Here is an 18275-nt window from a genome sequence, read left to right as displayed (position 1 = left end):
TCAGGACCGTTCACGAAGCCCCCCGAGTTCGACGCCTAACTGCCCAAGGGGACCAGCGGAGGCGACCTCGGTCAAGGTCACCGAAGCGCCATAACGCGTCCGGATCCAGCCCTGCGAGATCACGACATCGCCTGCCCTGAAATCCCTGAGGCTGATCGGCTCCAGCGTGAGAGGCTGATCAGTTATGTCTGGTCCGTACGAGAGGTTCACGCAGATGACCGAGGCAGAGCTTGAGAGGCACGAAGGCGACGACACCAAGGATGGCTGGTATCTCCTCGCATACGGCCATGAGTACTTCGTCAGTCGACACAACCGCATCGAGTTCGTCGACCTCGAGTACCGCCTCTCCTCTCTCGCCTGGCTGCGCAGCAAGATCGCGAAGAGCATCGATGCGGAACTGACCGAGCTCCGTGAGGCGCGGGAGAGTGGGAGTCACAGGGTCGCTGGGTGGGAGGGGGAGAGCGACATGATGCTCGACGAGTCAACGTACGTACTCGACACAGACACACGTCAGATCAGCGCCGGCGTCATCGTCGTAGCTGCCGTCGCCGCACTCGAGTCCCTGATGAATCGGCTGCTCGACCAACCGGGCGACGAGGATCTCCACAGGGCGGGTCTCACTCGAAAGGCTCGAGTGCTCGCCGAGCGCTGGCAGGACACCGTCGATCGCCAGGAACTCGAAGACCATGTGTCGTGGCTGAGGGAGCGCCGTAACTCGTTCGCGCACCGCCTCATCGACGACGTCGACCCCCAGTGGCGAAGCCACCCGGCGACGTGGGACTTCGACGACGAGGTGGCCGACGAGGCACTGGAGAGAATCAGCGCTGCCGCCTGGCTGTTGGAAGAGGGCTGGGAACAGCACCTCGCCAGCCAGCGCGCTGATGCGCGATACGTACCCTGACAAACGGCAGCACACGGCGCGGGTGCGAGCGCGTGGAAGCGTCCGAACTGGCCGAACTCCGCACCATGTACGTCTTCGGCCCCGCCGAGGGTTCCACCTGGGGCCTGACCTACGAGGGGATCGAGGCCAAGCTGCGTGAGCGGGAGACGGATACGTTCGTCCGTATCGATGAGGGGGAGGAAGGTCCCGTTCGCGGGTCCGTCATGCACTTCGGTATCACGGTCGGCGAGGAGGAGCTGGAGGGCATGGCCAAGCCGTCCCCGGAAGGCATCGCCGTCGAGGACTGCACGGCCCTTGCCGCAGCGGAGTTCGTCAAGTGGCTGTGGGGCAGCGTCGTCCCGGATGGCAGCAGCATCACCTTCAACACGGAGTGGGGTCTGGAGGCCGACCTGCCCGACGCGCTCGTCCTCCACGTGCCCCGCCCCCGCCTCGTGGCCACCTTCCTCGCTCATCTCGAAGCCACCGGCGGGCTGGACTGACAGCGAGCACACCCCTGGGGATCATGGCCATGTGAACGACATGCGAAGGGCCTGGGCATCATGACAGAGAAGACCCCCCGTGCCTCGGGCGAAGAGGCTGTTCGCGAGGCCGGCCCAGTTGGTGCGCCGGTCATCTTGGGCAACGAGCCGGGCTCGTTCGCCTGGAGTGTGCTGGCCGAGCGCCACCCTGCCCTCATCCGGCAGGTGCGGGACGCCTTTCCGTACGGCCGCCGGCAGCACGAGGCGCTCGACGCCCTGCTGGACGAGATCACCAACGGTGTCGTCCAACCGCTCGACCCCGCGGACCACGACCACGTGCGTTGGGCGGCCTGGGGGCAGGAGCACTTCGGGCGCTCGTGGTACGACGCCCCGTTTCTGTGGGCGGAGAGCTACTTCTATCGCAGGCTCCTCGGCGTGGTCGGGTACTTCGGTGCCGGTCCGTGGCGGGGAGTCGATCCCTTCGCGCCGTTCAAGCAGGCCGAACTGCGTGGCGACGCGGTGGAAGTGGAGCTGTGCGCCCTCGACGCGCTTGCGAGCGTCCCGGCGGAGGAGCGGGCCACGGCCCTCCTGCACGCCTCGCTCTGGGGCAACCGCGCGGACCTCGGCTTCCAGGTCTCGGCAGGGGAACTGGCAGGGGAGCCGGCAGTGGACGACGACGCAGTCCCGGCACTGGTCGCCGACGACAGCGCCACACTGTGGCGGCTCCTGCCCGTCGGCACCTCGGCCACCGTGGCCGTGGTGGCCGACAACGCGGGACGTGAGCTGATTCCGGACCTCGTCCTCATCGACCACCTCCTCGAACAAGGGCACGCCGAGCGGGTCGTGCTGCACGTCAAGCCCTACCCGTACTTCGTCTCCGACGCGATGACCGCGGACGTGGTCGACTGCCTCCGCCGCCTCACCGTGGCACCCGGCGAAGCAGGCCGGATCGGCGGCCGGCTGTGGAAGGCCATGGCGGTGGGAAGCCTGGAGGTCCGCACCCACCCGTTCTTCTGCGCTCCGCTGCCGTACGAGGAGACGCCCGAGGACCTGCGGAAGGAGTTCGCGGATGCCGAACTCACGATCCTGAAAGGTGACCTCAACTACCGCCGCCTGGTGGGCGACCGGCTGTGGCATCCGACCGTGCCGTTCGCTGAGCGCACGGCCTGCTTCCCCGGGCCCGTCGCGGCGCTCCGGACCCTGAAGTCCGATGTCATCGTCGGCCTGGAGCAGGGAACGCTGGATACCCTCGAACGATCCGGGGCTGTTTGGCGTACGAGCGGTACTCACGCGCTGATCCAAGTGCGCCCGTAGACCTGAGAGCGCGGGCCGACTCCGTATCGCTCGGCGACATGGGATACGAGTCCGACCCCAACCGCCCCGAACTGCGCAGTCGCCGGATCCTTCCGGCCATCTCCCGCAGAGGCGCCCCGAACATCGAGGGGCCGGACGAGCTCTGTTGCGGCGTCGAGCCGACCCTGCTCCACCAGTTCAAACGCCTCGCTGCCCGCTGGGAACGCCGCACCGAACTCCACAACGTCTTCATCTCCTTCGTCTCCAGCCCCATTTGCTGGAGGCGACTCAAGAACTAGGGCGGCGGACCGGCCTCCCCTCAGAAGCATTCAAAATTCAATCACGCGCCGTCACTCAATTTCGATCTTGGGGCCCAGATTGCGAGACTGTCGCGCTTGGGTGACCTTCACAACAGCCCGTCCCGCATGAATCACACTTTCTTCCTTGTACGATTAGGTGTAGACGGTGTGTGTCGGCCGACCGCCGCGCACCTCAAGCACAAGCTCCTGGCTACTAGCGCCTCGCGGGCTGGCAGTGAACACCTCAGTGGCATTTCAATGGAGCGACGATGCGTTGGCGTAGGGATCCTTCACGGCGCGCCCTCGTGAAGGAATGTGAGAGCCTGCTCGCCGATCTCCCTATCCCAGCTCCTTTCAGCGTCGAGGCGCTGGTGCGGAATATGGAGGAAGCGTTGGGGCGTCAGATTCGGCTAGTGCCACTGGATGATGCCGATGGGGGTCTGGGCACGGCATGCGGTCTCCGGGTCAAAGCGCCGGAGTTCACGATCATTCTCTATCGCCGCCGTTCAAGTCGCAATCAGACCGAGCACATCATTCTCCATGAGCTCGCGCACGAGTGGCTGAACCACGGTACCTCCCTGACGGATGCAGAGATCGAGCGATACGTCCCTGAGCGCATTCGTCACGAAGTCCTTCGACGTTTCCCGTCGGCTCTGGTTCAAGGGCGCGTAGATTTTGGCAGCCCTGAGGAAAAGCAAGCCGAGCTTTCGGCTTCATTGATCAAGCGGCTGGCACGCCGTCAGTCCTTCACGGGAGATGACATGGTCAGCCTCCTGGAGCATTCACTTGCTCACCCAGTCGCTGCTCCACCGCGGCGTCGACTCTAGCCGCGATCGACTGGCGACTACTGAGGCATAGCTCCTGGCCTTACGGCTTCCGCCGCATCGTGCAGTCCACCTATTGACAATCGAGGCTGCGGCCGACTGGCCTTCCGGGCCAGCGAAACGTGCAGCCGCCGCAGATACCCACTGGTTCCGTGTTCGACTACATCAAATACCTTACTGCGGCTGTGATGACCATCATCGCCGTATGGCGATTCCCTGCAGTTCGCTACGCCGACGCTCACCGCCGGGCACTCTGGGGCGGCTATGCGGGATTCGCCGTAGCGCTCTGGCTCTACACGCCAGCGGCAATGGACGCGGTGGATCGCATTCCAGTAGTGGACCTGAGCGCATTGCTCAGGCACTTTGCCAGTACCGCGGCGATCATCGCAGCCCTGACCTATGTCGCCACCAGCTACGGGAAGAGCTCGGAGACGGTCGTACCCCGGCACGTAGAGGTCTCCCGTCGGATCGCACGCGCGTCCTACGGGACGGGAGCGATAGGCGTCATTCTGCTCACGGTCCTGTTTTTCACCGTGGTGGACCGCGACAAGCCGAGCCAGAACTTCCTCATCGACCACGCTGGGCAATGGGGGGTCGCGGTCTACATGACCGTGTTCTACTTCTTCCCGCTCATCACGACCGCAGTTTGTGGCTACCAGTGGACGAGGGCGGCGCGCCGGGTCGAGAACACGAGTATGCGTGTCGGGCTGGGCCTGATGGGGATTTCCATGTGGATGGGGCTGACCCACACGTTGGCGCGTATCGCCATCCTCTGGGCTGCAGTCGCTTTCCCTCTCAGCTCCTCCACGGTCCGGCTCCTTGTAGACGTCACGGCGATATGGATGAACCTGCTCTTCCTTATCGTTGCCGTAGGTGCGAGCATTCCCACCACCCGCGCGGCGGCGGCCCGGTGGAGAACTTGGCGCACCCTGTATAGGACTTACCCGCTCTGGTTTGACCTGGTGGATGCTTTCCCCGGGACGAGCCTGTATCCACCAGGGCGGCGTCTCGCGGAACTCAGGCACATACGCGTCCCCATCGACGTCCGCCTGGACCGATGGACTCAGGACATTGCTGATGCTTGCGAGAAGCTGCGCTATTACGCTCCACGAGACTTGATGTTCGCCGCCGAGGACATCACCGCATCGCACCCAGACCCTGAGCCGACCGCAGAAGCGTACTGGATTAAGGCCGCACTCCAGGCTGCTGACGCCTCGCAAGCCAACCCGTACGCCACTGCCTCTCTGAGAGAGAAACCGTTCGTTGACACCGATAGTGAAGCGGCGTGGCTTGCGCGAGTCAGCATGGCTTACTCGCTCATCACCACGGATCAAGCTCGGGAGCTTCTCCTGCGCTCCATCGAGGTGGAATCCGAACCGGGTCGCTAGCCTGTTATTAGCTTCACAGTCTGAGTTCTCGGTTCAGACCCTATTTCCCGACGAGCGAAACCAGGCCGCATAGCGATCTTGAATGGCGGGCTGGTGAGTGAGATTTGGCACCGTCCGCCGCATGAACTGGGCTGGTACCGTGGGTCATGCGGACTGATACGTCTTGCTCCGCCTTGTAAGTGCACCCCGGCCTGCGACGCACCTCCACTCCCGTCGCCACATGTAGCCGGGCAGTGACGCTATCCGGTCTGGATGCGCGTCCGATATCTCAGCAATCTGGAGTTCTCCCATGTCCAACCGCCGCACGGGCCTCGTCCTCGATTTCGGAGGCGTTCTCACCACTCCGCTGCTGCCCGCGGTGCTCGCGTTCGAGCAGCGCGAGGGCCTCCCGCAGGGCGCCTGCCTCACGGCCCTGTACAAGGACGAGGAGGGCGTCCGGATCACCAGCGACCTCGAGCGCGGAACGGTCTCCCAGACTGAGTGGAACGAGTTCGCCGGCAAGATGCTGGGGGTGCCGGCTGACAACTTGATGGGCCGCATCTTCGGCGACCTTCGCCCCGAGCCGCTGATGATCAATGCGGCTGCCGCGGCGAGGCGGGCCGGGATCAAGGTGGGCATCCTGTCCAACAGTGTGGGGCTCGCCCCTTGGGACCTGTACGACGGCTACGAGCTTGAGCGGCTGTACGACGTCGTGGTGATCTCCGAGCAGCACCTGCTGCGCAAGCCTGACCCCGAGCTCTTCGAGATCACGCTGAAGCTCATGGATCTGCCGGCCGAGGAGTGCGTCTTCGTCGACGACACTGAAGCGTATGTCCAGGCAGCAGGACAGCTCGGCCTCGCGGGGGTGCACAATCAGGACCCCCAGCAGACGGTGGCCACGCTCTCCGAGCTGCTCGGTGTGGACCTCACGGCGTCTTAGCCCGGCGCAGGCCGCACGGCGGCCCGACCGGGCTCGATGTCGAATTGAGCCGTCGACCCTGCTGCTCGCCGACACCTCAGCACAGCGAACTCGACCGAGACGTCGAAGGCCGCCTGCCGCAGCAGACAGTCACGGCGCAGTGGCCGCGGCGAGTGAGCGAGCCTCTGTAGTCGGCCTTGGAGTGCGGAGAACGGCAACAGCGAAGGGACTGGCGGGGATGCCCCAACAAGGGGCATCCCCGCCAGTCCCTTCGCTGTTGCCGACCACTGTCCCTGCTGCCGAAAAGCTCGTACCGATGCGGTCCATGCAGGGTCGACGATCCGCGTCAGATGCCAAGCCGGCAGAGCGGAAACGCCTCAGATAGCCAAGCCCCGAGGAGCACTCGGTGACGGCGTCACTCCCCGTCCTGCGGCTCTGGCAGCTTGTGCTTCAGCTCTCCGACGAGCTCGTTGATCTTGGCCATCATCTCGGCAGACAGGCCCCCGCCGTTGCCGCGGGCAGCCAGGCCTAGGATCTGCCCCCGGTGAATCGAGCCGAGGAAGCGGAGTGCCTCCAGGAATTCGCGGGCCGCAGGGTCGACCTCGGCATCGTCCTGGAAGAGCGCCGCGTCGACCTGAAGCGCTTCAGCTAGGCCGGCACGCACCACATCAGAAGCCTCCGTCGTGGCACCTGTACGAAGGGCGGCGATGTCGTCGGCGGTGACGGCCGCCACGCCCGCATGCTCGTTGACGATCCGCGCAATTTCCTCATCAGAGGGCGCCTCCTGGCCAACGTACCCGTGCTGCAGGAGATAGTTGATTTTCTCTCCCACCGTGCGGGGTGCGGGCGCGTGCTCGTCATGCGAGGCCCTGGGGCGAATCCCGAACGAGCAGTCCTGAGCGGCCAGCAATTCCTCTTCGGTCACCCCGTATGCCTGTGCGAGCGGCTGCACGTAAGCATCACTGAGTCGGCGCCGGCCGGATTCGGCGTTGCTCACCGGCACGCGGCTCGCGCCGATGATCGCAGCGGCCTCCGCGACGCTGAGGCCGGCGTCGCAGCGCAGGAGCTGCAGGTCCGGCGGACCGTCGTGGGGGAAGAGGGCATCGAGCGGCTGACCGAGCGCACCTGCAATCGCGGGGAGCTTCTCGCCCTTGGGGAAGTCCTGGCCGCCCTCCCATCGAGCGACCGTGGGGGCGCTGACTCCCACCATCTCGGCCAATTCCTTCTGATGGAGGTCCTTGCCCCGCCGGACAGCACGTACGCGGCTGCCGTCGAACTGACGTGGCACATGAACTCCTGCGGGGTGGCGATCGGGGCGGTGGTGGCGGCCTCTGGGGCAACTGTAGCCCAGACTTGATACATCTACGCAACTGACGTACGTTTCCGTATCGCACCTGCTGGCCGGGCTCCGGCTCTCTATGGTGCCAGCCTTGGGGGACCTCTATGCGTTTTGCGTTGTGGTGACCACTCGCGCAACGCGCCGTCGGATTCGGTCCAGCGGTTGCCGGCCGGTCGGGGGAACCTTCCCCGACACCAGCCGTCGCGAGCCCTGTGCGACCTGTAACGAGTCGGGGATGGACTTGCCGTAGGTGTCTACGTATGTTCGTCGTCCCCCGCCGGGCGGCGCCCCGGAGAGGGGCTGAACGAGCACTAGAGAGGAGGTGGGACGAATGCGAGCGCACGGCCCGTGACGTGGCAATAGAAAACCGGCGCCCGGGAGCTACCAACTCCCAAGCGCCGGGCTGGCACCCCGAGAGGTGCCCATACGCATCACGCGGGCGGCGGGGCTTTTGCACGAGAACCGCCGCACCGCGCTCCTACGAAAAACGGAGTATCGCATGCTCGTCATGCCGAGCGGAACCCCGGCCTGCCCGGACACCGACCGCCCGCACCGCCTCGCGGCCCAACTCGCCGACATGATCCCTGGCGCGGCCGCCATCCGAGTCAGTCTCAACGACCCGAAGCAGAGGTGGCCCCACCTGCACGCCACCGTGAAGGACGAGGTCGGGAAGACCCTGGGGGCGAACCGTACGACCGTCAGGGTCGCCGCCCGTTGGATCCTGCGGGTCTGGCCGGAGAAGGACTGGACCCGGCCGCACATCTTCCACCTTGCCGACGCCACTCTCACCGGCAGCGACCTGATCGCCCCTGGGCGGGGCCGCTGACATGGCACGGATACGAACCATCAAGCCCGAAGCGTTCACCTCCGAGTCGCTCGCCGAGGTGCGCGTCGAAGCCGAGCGGACCTTCTTCGGACTGCTCACCCAGGCCGACGACCACGGCCGCCACCGCGACAATGCCGCGATCATCGCCGGACTCCTCTGGCCTCTCCGCGCCGAGCACACCTCGGTCCACGTCGAAGACGACCTCCACCAGCTGGCGACCGCCGGCCTGATCTGCCGGTACACCGGCTGCGACGGCCGCCGGTACCTCCACATCGTGACCTGGTCCGACCACCAGAAGATCGACAAGCCGAGCCAGTCGCGTCTCCCCTCCTGCCCGCAGCATCAGGCCGCCGACCGGTGCGCGCCCTGCAAGGGCTCCTGCACCAAGCAGACCGAGGACTCGTTTACTGCTCCCCGAGGACTCGCCGAGACCTCGGGGAACGCTCCACGAGCCCTCGACCTGCCCGCCAAGACCACCTCGACGCGTCCCGGCTACGCGGGTGGGGCCTCCGTCGACCAGCAGGAAGCCGCCGACAGCGTGGGCGGCGTTCCTAGCCGGGCTGGAATGAAGAGCGCAGGTCAGGAGGCATTCTCCGAGGACTCCCCGAACCTTCCCCGAAGCGTCGGAGAGGGCTCGGCGCCTGGATCTAGGATCTTGGATCCTGGATCTCTTGTCCCTACGGGGCGCACGGCCCCTGCAGAAGGCGTCTCGGCCAACCAGCTCGTCGGCGAGTACGTCGCCTCCTGCGCCGAACGCCCGCCCAGTGAGGTGATCGGACACCTCGGCCGGATCGCCAAGAAGCTCCTGGGCGAGGGCATCGCGCCGGATCACATCAGGGCCGGGCTGGCGAATTTCGCGGCCAACCCCAAGCACCCGAGCGTGCTGACCAGCATGGTCAACGAGGCCATGAACGCAGGCCCCGGTGGTTTGGCGCGGCCGGGAATCGGGCCTAACGTGCCCGCCCATCAGGCGTGGACCAACCCGGCCAACGCCGCTGCCGCCTACGCCGAGGAGCTGTGATGCGCACCCGTCACCGCGAACCGGAGACCCTCGGCGAGGGAACCCTGGACCGGATGGCCCGGATCCTGGCCGCCCGCAACATCGACCCCGGCGCCGCACCGGCCCAGGAGCCCGAGACCGTCTCCCCGCTGGAGGCCCTGTCGGCCGGGATGCCCCCGCGCTACCGGGCCGCCGTCGCCGACCACCCTCAGGTCCTGGCCTGGGTCCGGACCGTCGCCGATGCTGCTGTCGCTCCCAACCAGGGAGCCAGGCGACAGGTCACCACCGGACCCAGCCTGCTGATGGCCGGCGTCGTCGGCGCGGGCAAGACGCACCAGGCGTACGGCGCGGTCCGGCGGCTGGTGCAGAGCGGAGTCGGCGTGCGCTGGCGCGCGACCACCGCCGCCGATCTGTACGCCGACCTGCGGCCCCGGCCCGGAGTCGACAGTGAGCGGGAGCTGGCCGCCGTCAGCCGCTGCCCGCTGCTGATCATCGACGACCTCGGCGCGGCCAAGGCCAGCGAGTGGGTCGAGGAAGTGACGTACCGGCTGATCAACCGCCGGTACAACTACGAGCTTCCGACCCTGATCACCACCAACCTGGCGATCAGGGACCTCCGGGCCCACCTCGGCGACCGCGTCGCCTCCCGGCTCGCACAGATGACCACCCGGGTCGAGTTCGAGCAGGTCGACCGCAGACGCCACCGTCTCGCAGCCTGACCCGCCCCCGGACACCACGCAGGGCCGCGCCTTCTGCGCGCGCTGCCCCGAGTCCTTCCTCGACCCAGCGCACCTCTCCGCCGACGCCCCTGCGCGCGGAGAGCGATCGGAGCAACCCGCATGACCAGCACGACGCACAGCCCTGTCCGCCACCGGTCGCTCGGCGACCACACCTGGCGGGACCAGGCCGTCTGCCAGAGCACCGAGTACAACCCGGTGGACCCCGAGATCTTCTTCCCGGACCCCGACGAGACCGACAAGATCACCGCAGCCAAGGCGCTGTGCGGCCAGTGCCCGGTCCGCCGCGCCTGCCTGGACGCCGCCCTGGAAGCCGGCGACACCGACGGCATCCGAGGCGGACTGACCGAAGAGGAGCGCGGACCTCTGCACGAGAAGATCGCCGACCGCCTCGACTACAGCCGCGTCAACGACACCATCGCCGGTCGCGACATCCACCTCACCAAGGCCGAGCGCCGCGCGGTCATCCGCGCCGCCTACCGCCACGGGGTGACCGAACAGCGCCTCGCCTGGCTCCTGAAGATCACCGAGGAGCACGCCCAGAAGCGGTACCGCGAACTCCGCCGCGCCCTGCGCAACCGAGACCTGGACCAACCCGAGACGACCACTGCGCCAAGCGAGGTCAGCGGAGAGCGCCTGGGCCGCGACGACTTCGGGACGGCAGCGTGACCGCCATGGCCGCGCCGAAGACGGCGCACATATCCGGCTGGGACCGCGCGGTCGTCATCGCCCTCGGCGGCGCGGGATGCGCGCTGTCATACGACGCGCTGCAGCAGATGGCCGTCGCCATCCACATCCGAGGCTTCCTCACCTACCTCTTCCCCCTGGTGATCGACGGGTTCATCGCCTACGGCGTCCGGGCGCTCCTGGTCCTCCGCGACGCGCCGCTGCGTGCCCGGCTCTACGTCTGGGCGCTCTTCGGCACGGCCACCGCCGCCAGCATCTGGGCCAACGCGCTCCACGCGGTGCGGCTCAACGAGGACGCGGTCGTCGGCACCGGCCTCAGGCTCGGGGACACGGTGGTCGCGGTGCTGTCCACCATCGCCCCGCTCGCCCTGGCCGGAGCGGTCCACCTCTACATCCTCATCGCCCGGGGGCCGGTCAAGGGCAGTGACCGCGAGGACCTCGGTCACCCCGGTCACCAGGGCCAGGGTGACCGGCGCGACGCCGTCGCGGTCACCCGGACTGACCAGGCTGGCCAGAACCGGTCGGCGGTCGGTCAGGTCAAGGCCGGTCAGCCGGCCACCGCCCTCACCGACCGGCCGCCACTGCCCCTGGAAAAGCAGGCTCCTGCCTCCCGGTCGCTGACCGGGGACAGGGCCCCGGTGGGCAGCAGCAACCCGGTCACCGATGACCGGGGACAGTCGCACGAGGCCGCTGACCTGCCCGGACAGTCGGAGTCGGCTCGGCCGGTCACTGACCACCCCGGCGACACCGCCCCGGTCACCGGCGACCAGGACAGCCCGGCCGCGGTCACCACCCCGCCGGTCACTCCGCCGCCGGTCGCTGACCGAGAGGCCCGGACACCCGGTGACCGGCGGCCCGACCCCGACACCGAGCAACTGCTGAAGATCGCCCGGTCAGCGGTCAGGGCCGAGGACAAGCTGACCCGCAAGGTGGTCGCCCAGGCGATCCGCGGTCAGCAGATCCCGCTCTCCAGCGACACCCTGACCGCCCTGATGGCCCAGCTCCGCGCCCAGCACGGACAGCCGGTCACCTCCACCCGGAACTGACCGGGCGCTACGGAGCGGGTGACCGAGCCGGTCACCTCAGCCGGTCACCCGCTCCGGTCACCCGCTCCGGACACCCGCCCCATACCCCTCCAGAGCAGAAGCGGAGAACATCCGATGCGCACCCACCCGGCCACTCCCGCCGAGGTCGACTCCTGGCTGACCGTCCTTCACCAGCGCGGCCACCTCCACCACGCCCAGTCCGGCCCCGACGCCACCTGGATCGTGCAACGAGAGCAGCACGACCGCCCCTGGACCCTGCACCACCCGGTCCTCGCCATGGACTGGATCGAGGAACTCGTCCGCGAAATCCAGCAGCAGAACCCCGAGACGAGCCGGTGACCACCGACGACCCGGCGGTGACCACCGCCGGACTGCAGCGTGACCCCACGACGGCTCCTGGCGGAGCAAGCTATCGCGTACGACGGTCCTACGGCCCGTCGCACGCACTTGCCCCCGCCCCGGAGGGCGGCGGAAGCCCGGCTGGTCCCCGAGCGAGGGCGCACGGGGACCAGCCGGGCAACCGGCACCAGGGGGCGCCGGTCACCGGGGGACAAGCCGACCGCAACGACGATCGCGAGAAGCCGAGCCCGAGCACACCCGCCTTCCCCGACCGCAAGCCGCGCCGCCGCAGCCGCAACCCGAGCGAGCGCACCCGCAAGACGACCACCCGCCTCTCCGACACCGAGAAAGCCGAGATCGTCGCCGCTGCCACGCAGCGCGGCGTCACCGTCGCCCGATTCCTCGCCGCCGCCGGCCTCGCCGCAGCCCGCGGTTCGACCGCCCTGCACACCAACGAACAACTCGACACGGCCATCGACGAACTCGCCGCCCTGCGCACCGCCCTGGCCCGGATCGGCAACAACATCAACCAGATCGCCTACGTCCACAACGCCGGCGGACAGCCCCGCCCCGGCGAACTCGACCACGTGCTGAGCATTCTGACCCGGGCCCTCGGCCGCCTCGACGACGCGGCCAACGACCTGGTGACCAGGCGGCTGTGATGGTTCCCGACATCGGACGCGGCTCCCGCACCCACGGACTCCTCGTCTACCTCTACGGCCCCGGCCGACGCGAGGAGCACACCGATGCGCACCTCGTCGGCTCCTGGGACGGCTTCGCCCCCGACCCCGGCCGCGACACCGACACGCACGTCACCCTCGCCCGCCTCACCGCCGCCCTCGACCTCCGGGTCAAGCAGGCCGGCGACCGCGCGCCCGCCAAGCATGTGTGGCACTGCTCGGTCCGCACCGCCCCCGGCGACCGGCGGCTCTCCGACGAGGAGTGGAACGCCGTCGCCCAGCGCATCGTCCACGCCACCGGCATCGCCCCAGACGGTGATCCCGACGGCTGCCGGTGGGTCGCCGTCCGCCACGCGGAAGACCACATCCACATCGTCGCCACCCTGGTCCGCGGTGACCTGCGCAATCCCCGCCTCAACTACGACTTCAACAAGGCCCAGGCCGTCTGCCGGCGCATAGAGGAGGAGATGGGCCTGCGCCGCCTCAACGCCGGCGACGGCACCGCAGCGAAGAACCCCACCAGCGCCGAGAAGTTCAAGGCCGAACGCACCGGCCGCCCCGAGACCTCCCGCGAGACGCTCCGCGAAGCCGTCCGCCAGGCCCTCGCGGGAGCGCACGACGAGAAGGAGTTCTTCACCCGGCTCCGCGAGGCGGGCCTGCGCGTGAAAGTGCGCCACGCCCCGTCCGGCGACGCGCTCGGCTACAACGTGGCCCTGCCCGGCGACCGCAACCGCCACGGTGAACCTGTCTGGTACCCCGGCTCCAAGCTCGCTCCCGACCTGTCCCTTCCGAAGATCCGCCTCCGGCTCGCCGACGGAACCATCGAGCGGGCAACGCCCGCTGCCACCGACGGCCTGACGGACTGGTCCCCGCCCGCCCGAGAGCGACGCAGCGCCACCGGGACTGCCGAGCGCGCCGCCGTCCTCCTCGACGGCGACGACGATGAAGCCGCAGCCCAGCTCGTCGGCATCGGCGAACTCCTGGACGCGGTCGCCCAGACCTCCCCGGCCGCCACCCGCGCCGAGCTGGCTGCCGCCGCCCGAGCCTTCGAGCGGGCGACCCGCAGCCACGTCCGAGCAGAGCGCGCCGACACAGGGGCCCTCCGCTCGGCCGCGCGAGGCATCGTCCAGGCCGGTGGCGCGCTCGGCCGGGGCGAGGACGGCGGCACCACCGCCATGCTCCTCTCCACCCTCGTCCTGGTCACCCTCGCCGCCGCCCGCTGGCACTCCGCCCGCGGCCACGCCCAGCAGGCCCACGCCTCCCGACAAGCTGCCGAGCATCTGCGCACCGCCTACCGTCAGGCCGCCGCCACGCCGATGCGAGTGCTGCACGACCAAGGCCGTGCCCTCCCCGAGGCCCAACGCCGGACACACGAGGCCGCCCTCCGCGCGGCTCTGCCGGAGCAGGGCGTACGAGCAGATGGCACGTCGACGAAGACCGACGCCCTGGTCGCCACCCTCGCCCAGGCCGAGCAGGCAGGCCACGACCCCGAGGCCCTCCTTCAGCAGGCCATCGACATGCGCGAACTCGACACCGCCGCAGACGTGAACGACGTCCTGGTCTGGCGCCTGCGCAGGATCGCCCAGCTCCCCGCCCACCCGGGCGAAGCTCCGCGCCGCCCGCAGACCGGCACCCGCCCGACCAAGACCTCGGCCAACCGCACCAGCGAACGGAACGCACCCGCAACGCCGCCGCGCCCTGCCGTCTCTGACCCACGCAGCCGCCCACCGCGCCGCTGATCAGCGCGTCCGGAAGGCCGGCCACCGACCGACCGGACTCCACGAAATGCCTGGACAGCCGGTTCCACCGGCTGTTACGGATGAAAACAGGAAGCCCTCGACCGGGAGATGCCGCACGTGCTCAGAACCACCGACCGCACCACGGAGCCGGCACCCACGGTGCCCGTCCTTCCCACCGGCACCGACCCCCTGCTGCAACTCCAGTACGAGACGCAGCCGGCCGACGGCCCCGGCGCAACACGCTGCGTCAGCCACCCACACGAACTCGCCCTCGGCGGCATCCCCGTGATGTGCTCGGCCTGCCGGGCCCGACGCGACTGGCTGCTCATCAACCACGGCCGCAGCGTCTGGATCCGCTGCCGGTGCAGCAATCAGTGGCTCGAACCCGAGATCAGCCGCGCCGACTTCGACGCCCTGATCGCCAGCCCGTACGGCACGACCTACCCCACCGTCGAAGAGGGCCTCATCGCGCTCGGCTTCGACGGCGTCTTTGCCGGTGCCTACCTGGCATAACGAGCGGTATATCGATCGGACTTCCGGTGGGAGCGGTCGACGGACGCTCCTGCCGGTGGGGAGGGCTCTTGCCAGCAGGAGCCAAGAGCTCAGCAGCAGCTCACGGGTGCTTGTCACAGGCGTGCGCCAGGATGACTGAGTATGAGTCACCATAACGAGGAACCCGCAGGGGAAAGCCCGGCCCCGGAGGGTGGGGACGGATTTGAGATCCGGCCCAGGCACGAATCGGATCTACTCAGCGAGCTTCATGCGTTGCGGGCGATCCCAGCTCCGCAGAGCCGGGGGTACAAGCTCGAGGCGTTGCTCGAGCGTGCCTTCCAGAGGGCTCACTTTGAGGCACCGCACAACCCGAGGATGGCTGGGCGGCGCCAAACCGACTTCGCGGTGATCTCGCACAATAGCCGCTACCTCGTCGAAGCGAAGTGGGAGAACCACCAGGCTGGCACCGACATCATCCAGGCGATCCGAGCCCGGCTGCGACGTGTCGACGGCACGGTCGTCGGCGTCCTGTTCACGATGCTCGGCATCAACGAAGAGGCCGAGAAGGAGATCGTGGACTTCCGCCAGGAGGGTTTGATCCTCGTCTTCGACGAGACTGACATCCTCCTTGCGCTGAGGGAGCCGCAGGAGCTGGAACGGATGCTCCGGCTCAAGCACGATCAACTGGTTGTCCACGGCAACGTTCACTATGGAGAGAAGGAATCCCAGGCCGAGAAGACTGCAAGGCGGTCACGCAAGAAGCTGCGGCTTCTGCCTGAGAGCCCCTATAGGTTGCTCACAGCCAGTGGTGATGACGTGACGTGGTTCCAGGGAGACGGGGGTTTCGACTCCATCGTGTTCTGCCTCGACCTGCCTGATATCGACTGGGTGCCGGCCGCTGGGAGCGGCGTCTCCCTGGACATGCCGGTCGGAGCCTGGGACCAACGAGAACTGCTCCGCCTCCTGCAGTCGCTCGACGAGCTCGGGTGGGTCGGCCGGAAGGGTCAGTGGAGCATCCAGCAGCACCGCCGCAACTGGCACGGCACCGGAGCTCGCTCCTTTGCAGACGCGCTCACAGTATGGAAAGAACGGACTGACGAACTCGAAGACCCACACCACAGTGAGGAATTCGTCTACTTCGAAGCCTGCGACGGCGGGTTCTTCACGATCTCAGGCAATGTCTCCGCCACGCGAACTCGACGCGTATCGCGGTGCAACGTGTCGTTCCAACTGGTAGGGATGCCCCTGGACCCCGGCTCGCTGCAACAGCTCTACCGCAGGTTCGACGTTCCCAGCCGTGGATACTTCCGTCCCCTGGCCGAGCGAGCCGTCACGAGACAGCGCGTCGCTGGTAGCGTCCCACTCGAGGTGCTGGGGTGCATCGTGGAGCCCGCCGACCAGCGATGGGACAACGAAGACTGGGTTGTGGGCATCCTTGCGGCAAATCCGTACGGGCCCAACGGGTTGCCAGCCCCCGAAGAGCTGCCCGGATACCCAGCGCACTCGGGCGTCGTCGCCTGCGCGCTGCGTTCGCACCACCCTCTCAGTAAGACCAAGGAACGGTACGAGCTGTGGTCCTACGAGCGTGCCCAAACCTCCGACGCCACCGCGCTACGCATCGTCGCTGAGTGGTGGGACACCGAGGACAGCATCCAGCGACCGCCCTCCGCGAACGCGGGCTACTTCGGAGTTCAGTGCTTGGAGTTGGCTCCTGACCGAGCGAGTGTACAGACGACACTCGAGGATCGTGGCCGGTCTTGAGGGTGGCAAGACCGCGCGCTCACCCTGCTGAACGATACGAACGCCGAAGGACCGCGCCTCGAGCGGCATCTCGCCTTGCCGAACCAGGGGCTCCTCCGGGAGGCCGAGAACAAGTGGCACACACCGCGCCGAAGCAAAGGAATACGACAGGCCAGGAGTGAGTGCACTCCGCTGGTATAGAGGAGCGAAGTGATACACGCCGAGGAGCTCCACCGATACATCGGTGGAGCTCCTCGGCGTGTACAGGGTGGTCAGCCGACGTTGCCACTGTTGAGAAGCCCGCCCTGGAAGTCGCATCTGCGCCACTCGCCCGAACCCTGGATATGACCCCTTCACCAACCGTGGTCAGCCGCGCGCCGGGTCTTGATCCCGTGCTGCGGTTCTTCCTCGCGTCTGATGCAACGGGAACCGTAAGTCCGTGCGGCAGCCCGTTCCAACTCCTCTGGCTGTCCTACCCGGTCCGCAATTCATTACCGGACGAGGCTCCCTCGCGGGATCCCCGCGAGAAGGGGAGGCTCGCCAGCACCCTCGTATCCGAGGTGCAGTTCGTGCCGTGCGCGGGTGGCGAGGACGTAATAGGCCATGCGTACCGAGGCGGAGGTGGGGTCGGTGGCGGAGTCCACGTGTGTGTCCGGCACTACGACGACGTCGAAGCCCAATCCCTTGGCACTGGCCCGGTGGACGATGATGACGCCGGGGCGTGCCAGGTCGAGCGTGCGATATCGGCCCTGGGTGGCCTCCGACGTGTACATCTGCGCGTTCAGCCGCGGTGCCGCCCGGTCGAGCCGGGTCACCAGGTCGAACTGGCCTCGGGTGGAACCGAGGATCACTCCGATCGTCTGGTGGGGATGCGTCTGTGCGAGCGCCAGGACCAGATCGACGACGGCACCCGGCCTGGGCAGTGCGTGCAGACGTGGGGGCGGCCCTTGGCGCGAGGGAAGGTCCGGAAGCGTTCGTCCGATGTGGAAGTGGCCCGCAAGCTCCGCGATCTGTTGGGTGTTGCGGTGATTGCCCCCGATTTCCCGCACCGGGCACCCGCCGAGCGCCTTCGACACCTCTGCGAGCGTCGAGTGGGTTTCCGTGAGCTGCTGGCACTCGTCCGCGAACACCGTGATCCGGGCTCCCAGCACCCGGCAGAGGCGGTAGAACTCTTGGGGCAGGTCCTGCCCTTCGTCCACGACCACCGAGAGGCCGGCCATCGGCTCGGCCCGGGTGGCTTCCTGGATGAAGGCTCGCCAGTCGTACCACCCGTCGTCCGCGCGCGGCGCGGCGGTTCCGGTCCGTTGCCGGTACCAGCCGGCCAGCCACGCGTGGGCGGTGGACACTGTCACACGGTCCTCCTCAGGCCCGAGGGCGGTCACGGCGGGTTGGATCGATTGCCGCAGCAGGTGGGAACGGGTGAGCAGCACCGTCGGTTCGCCGGTGAGAGCCAACATCACCGCGCGGTGCACGGCCAGCACGCTCTTGCCGCTCCCAGGAGGTCCGCTGACGACGTGGTTCCCTGCGAAGGGCAGTGCGTCGAGCACCGTGCGCTGGTCCGCCGTCAGATCCGTGTAAGTGAGAGTCAT

19 protein-coding genes are annotated in these 18275 nt (G+C 67.9%); 17 read left to right on the top strand and 2 right to left on the bottom strand.

Going from position 1 to position 18275, the window contains the following annotated elements:
* Positions 1–214: 214 nt before the first annotated feature.
* From AC07AW_RS21250 to AC07AW_RS21220, 7 genes are all read left to right on the top strand, one after another.
* Complete coding sequence (locus tag AC07AW_RS21250) at positions 215–901, top strand: hypothetical protein (protein WP_478817045.1); 687 nt, start codon at positions 215–217, stop codon at positions 899–901.
* Positions 902–933: 32 nt separating this feature from the next.
* Positions 934–1380, top strand: a complete 447-nt coding sequence (locus AC07AW_RS21245) for a hypothetical protein (protein WP_478817044.1) — start codon at positions 934–936, stop codon at positions 1378–1380.
* Between the two features lie 60 nt (positions 1381–1440).
* Positions 1441–2673, top strand: a complete 1233-nt coding sequence (locus tag AC07AW_RS21240; protein WP_478817043.1) for a damage-control phosphatase ARMT1 family protein — start codon at positions 1441–1443, stop codon at positions 2671–2673.
* Between the two features lie 38 nt (positions 2674–2711).
* Positions 2712–2951 carry a hypothetical protein gene (locus AC07AW_RS21235; RefSeq protein ID WP_478817042.1) on the top strand — a complete coding sequence of 80 codons (240 nt, stop codon included), beginning with the start codon at positions 2712–2714 and terminating at the stop codon, positions 2949–2951.
* 305 nt (positions 2952–3256) lie between these two features.
* Positions 3257–3778 carry a hypothetical protein gene (locus tag AC07AW_RS21230; protein WP_478817041.1) on the top strand — a complete coding sequence of 174 codons (522 nt, stop codon included), beginning with the start codon at positions 3257–3259 and terminating at the stop codon, positions 3776–3778.
* 149 nt (positions 3779–3927) lie between these two features.
* The gene (locus AC07AW_RS21225) at positions 3928–5163 is read left to right on the top strand and encodes an MAB_1171c family putative transporter (RefSeq protein WP_478817040.1); all 1236 of its coding nucleotides are present in this window, start codon (positions 3928–3930) and stop codon (positions 5161–5163) included.
* Positions 5164–5452: 289 nt separating this feature from the next.
* On the top strand, positions 5453–6082 hold the full coding sequence (locus tag AC07AW_RS21220) for an HAD-IA family hydrolase (protein ID WP_478817039.1): 630 nt from the start codon (positions 5453–5455) through the stop codon (positions 6080–6082).
* Between the two features lie 394 nt (positions 6083–6476).
* Here the strand turns inward: AC07AW_RS21220 and AC07AW_RS21215 are convergent, their stop codons facing one another.
* The gene (locus AC07AW_RS21215) at positions 6477–7349 is read right to left on the bottom strand and encodes a helix-turn-helix domain-containing protein (protein WP_478817038.1); all 873 of its coding nucleotides are present in this window, start codon (positions 7347–7349) and stop codon (positions 6477–6479) included.
* A gap of 550 nt (positions 7350–7899) precedes the next feature.
* Here AC07AW_RS21215 and AC07AW_RS21210 point away from each other — a divergent pair.
* The 10 genes from AC07AW_RS21210 to AC07AW_RS21165 all read left to right on the top strand — a co-directional run bounded on the left by AC07AW_RS21210 (position 7900) and on the right by AC07AW_RS21165 (position 16707).
* Positions 7900–8226 carry a transcriptional regulator gene (locus AC07AW_RS21210; RefSeq protein ID WP_478817037.1) on the top strand — a complete coding sequence of 109 codons (327 nt, stop codon included), beginning with the start codon at positions 7900–7902 and terminating at the stop codon, positions 8224–8226.
* Between the two features lies 1 nt (position 8227).
* A complete protein-coding gene (locus AC07AW_RS21205; protein WP_478817036.1) occupies positions 8228–9247 on the top strand; it encodes a hypothetical protein in 1020 nt (339 codons plus the stop codon).
* On the top strand, positions 9247–9945 hold the full coding sequence (locus AC07AW_RS21200; protein ID WP_478817035.1) for an ATP-binding protein: 699 nt from the start codon (positions 9247–9249) through the stop codon (positions 9943–9945). Before AC07AW_RS21205 ends, AC07AW_RS21200 begins: the two co-directional genes overlap by 1 nt.
* 120 nt (positions 9946–10065) lie before the next feature.
* Positions 10066–10632, top strand: coding sequence for a WhiB family transcriptional regulator (locus tag AC07AW_RS21195; RefSeq protein ID WP_478817034.1), 567 nt, complete (start codon positions 10066–10068; stop codon positions 10630–10632).
* Between the two features lie 5 nt (positions 10633–10637).
* Positions 10638–11696 (top strand): DUF2637 domain-containing protein, encoded by a 1059-nt coding sequence (locus AC07AW_RS21190; RefSeq protein WP_478817033.1) that lies wholly within the window; start codon positions 10638–10640, stop codon positions 11694–11696.
* A 114-nt stretch (positions 11697–11810) separates the two neighbouring features.
* Positions 11811–12035: a hypothetical protein gene (locus tag AC07AW_RS21185; protein ID WP_478817032.1), complete on the top strand. Its 225-nt coding sequence runs from the start codon at positions 11811–11813 to the stop codon at positions 12033–12035.
* Positions 12032–12697, top strand: coding sequence for a MobC family plasmid mobilization relaxosome protein (locus tag AC07AW_RS21180; RefSeq protein WP_478817031.1), 666 nt, complete (start codon positions 12032–12034; stop codon positions 12695–12697). Before AC07AW_RS21185 ends, AC07AW_RS21180 begins: the two co-directional genes overlap by 4 nt.
* A complete protein-coding gene (locus AC07AW_RS21175; RefSeq protein WP_478817030.1) occupies positions 12697–14454 on the top strand; it encodes a relaxase/mobilization nuclease domain-containing protein in 1758 nt (585 codons plus the stop codon). Before AC07AW_RS21180 ends, AC07AW_RS21175 begins: the two co-directional genes overlap by 1 nt.
* 108 nt (positions 14455–14562) lie before the next feature.
* A complete protein-coding gene (locus AC07AW_RS21170) occupies positions 14563–14967 on the top strand; it encodes a hypothetical protein (RefSeq protein ID WP_478817029.1) in 405 nt (134 codons plus the stop codon).
* Between the two features lie 300 nt (positions 14968–15267).
* On the top strand, positions 15268–16707 hold the full coding sequence (locus AC07AW_RS21165) for a hypothetical protein (protein ID WP_478817028.1): 1440 nt from the start codon (positions 15268–15270) through the stop codon (positions 16705–16707).
* 470 nt (positions 16708–17177) lie between these two features.
* Here AC07AW_RS21165 and AC07AW_RS21160 read toward each other — a convergent pair whose 3' ends face one another.
* A complete protein-coding gene (locus tag AC07AW_RS21160; RefSeq protein WP_478817027.1) occupies positions 17178–18275 on the bottom strand; it encodes a DEAD/DEAH box helicase in 1098 nt (365 codons plus the stop codon).

This window comes from Streptomyces sp. NPDC044003 (genome assembly GCF_056435185.1).
Note: the sequence above shows the minus strand (reverse complement) of the source record. Positions and strands in the feature narration are given on the sequence as shown.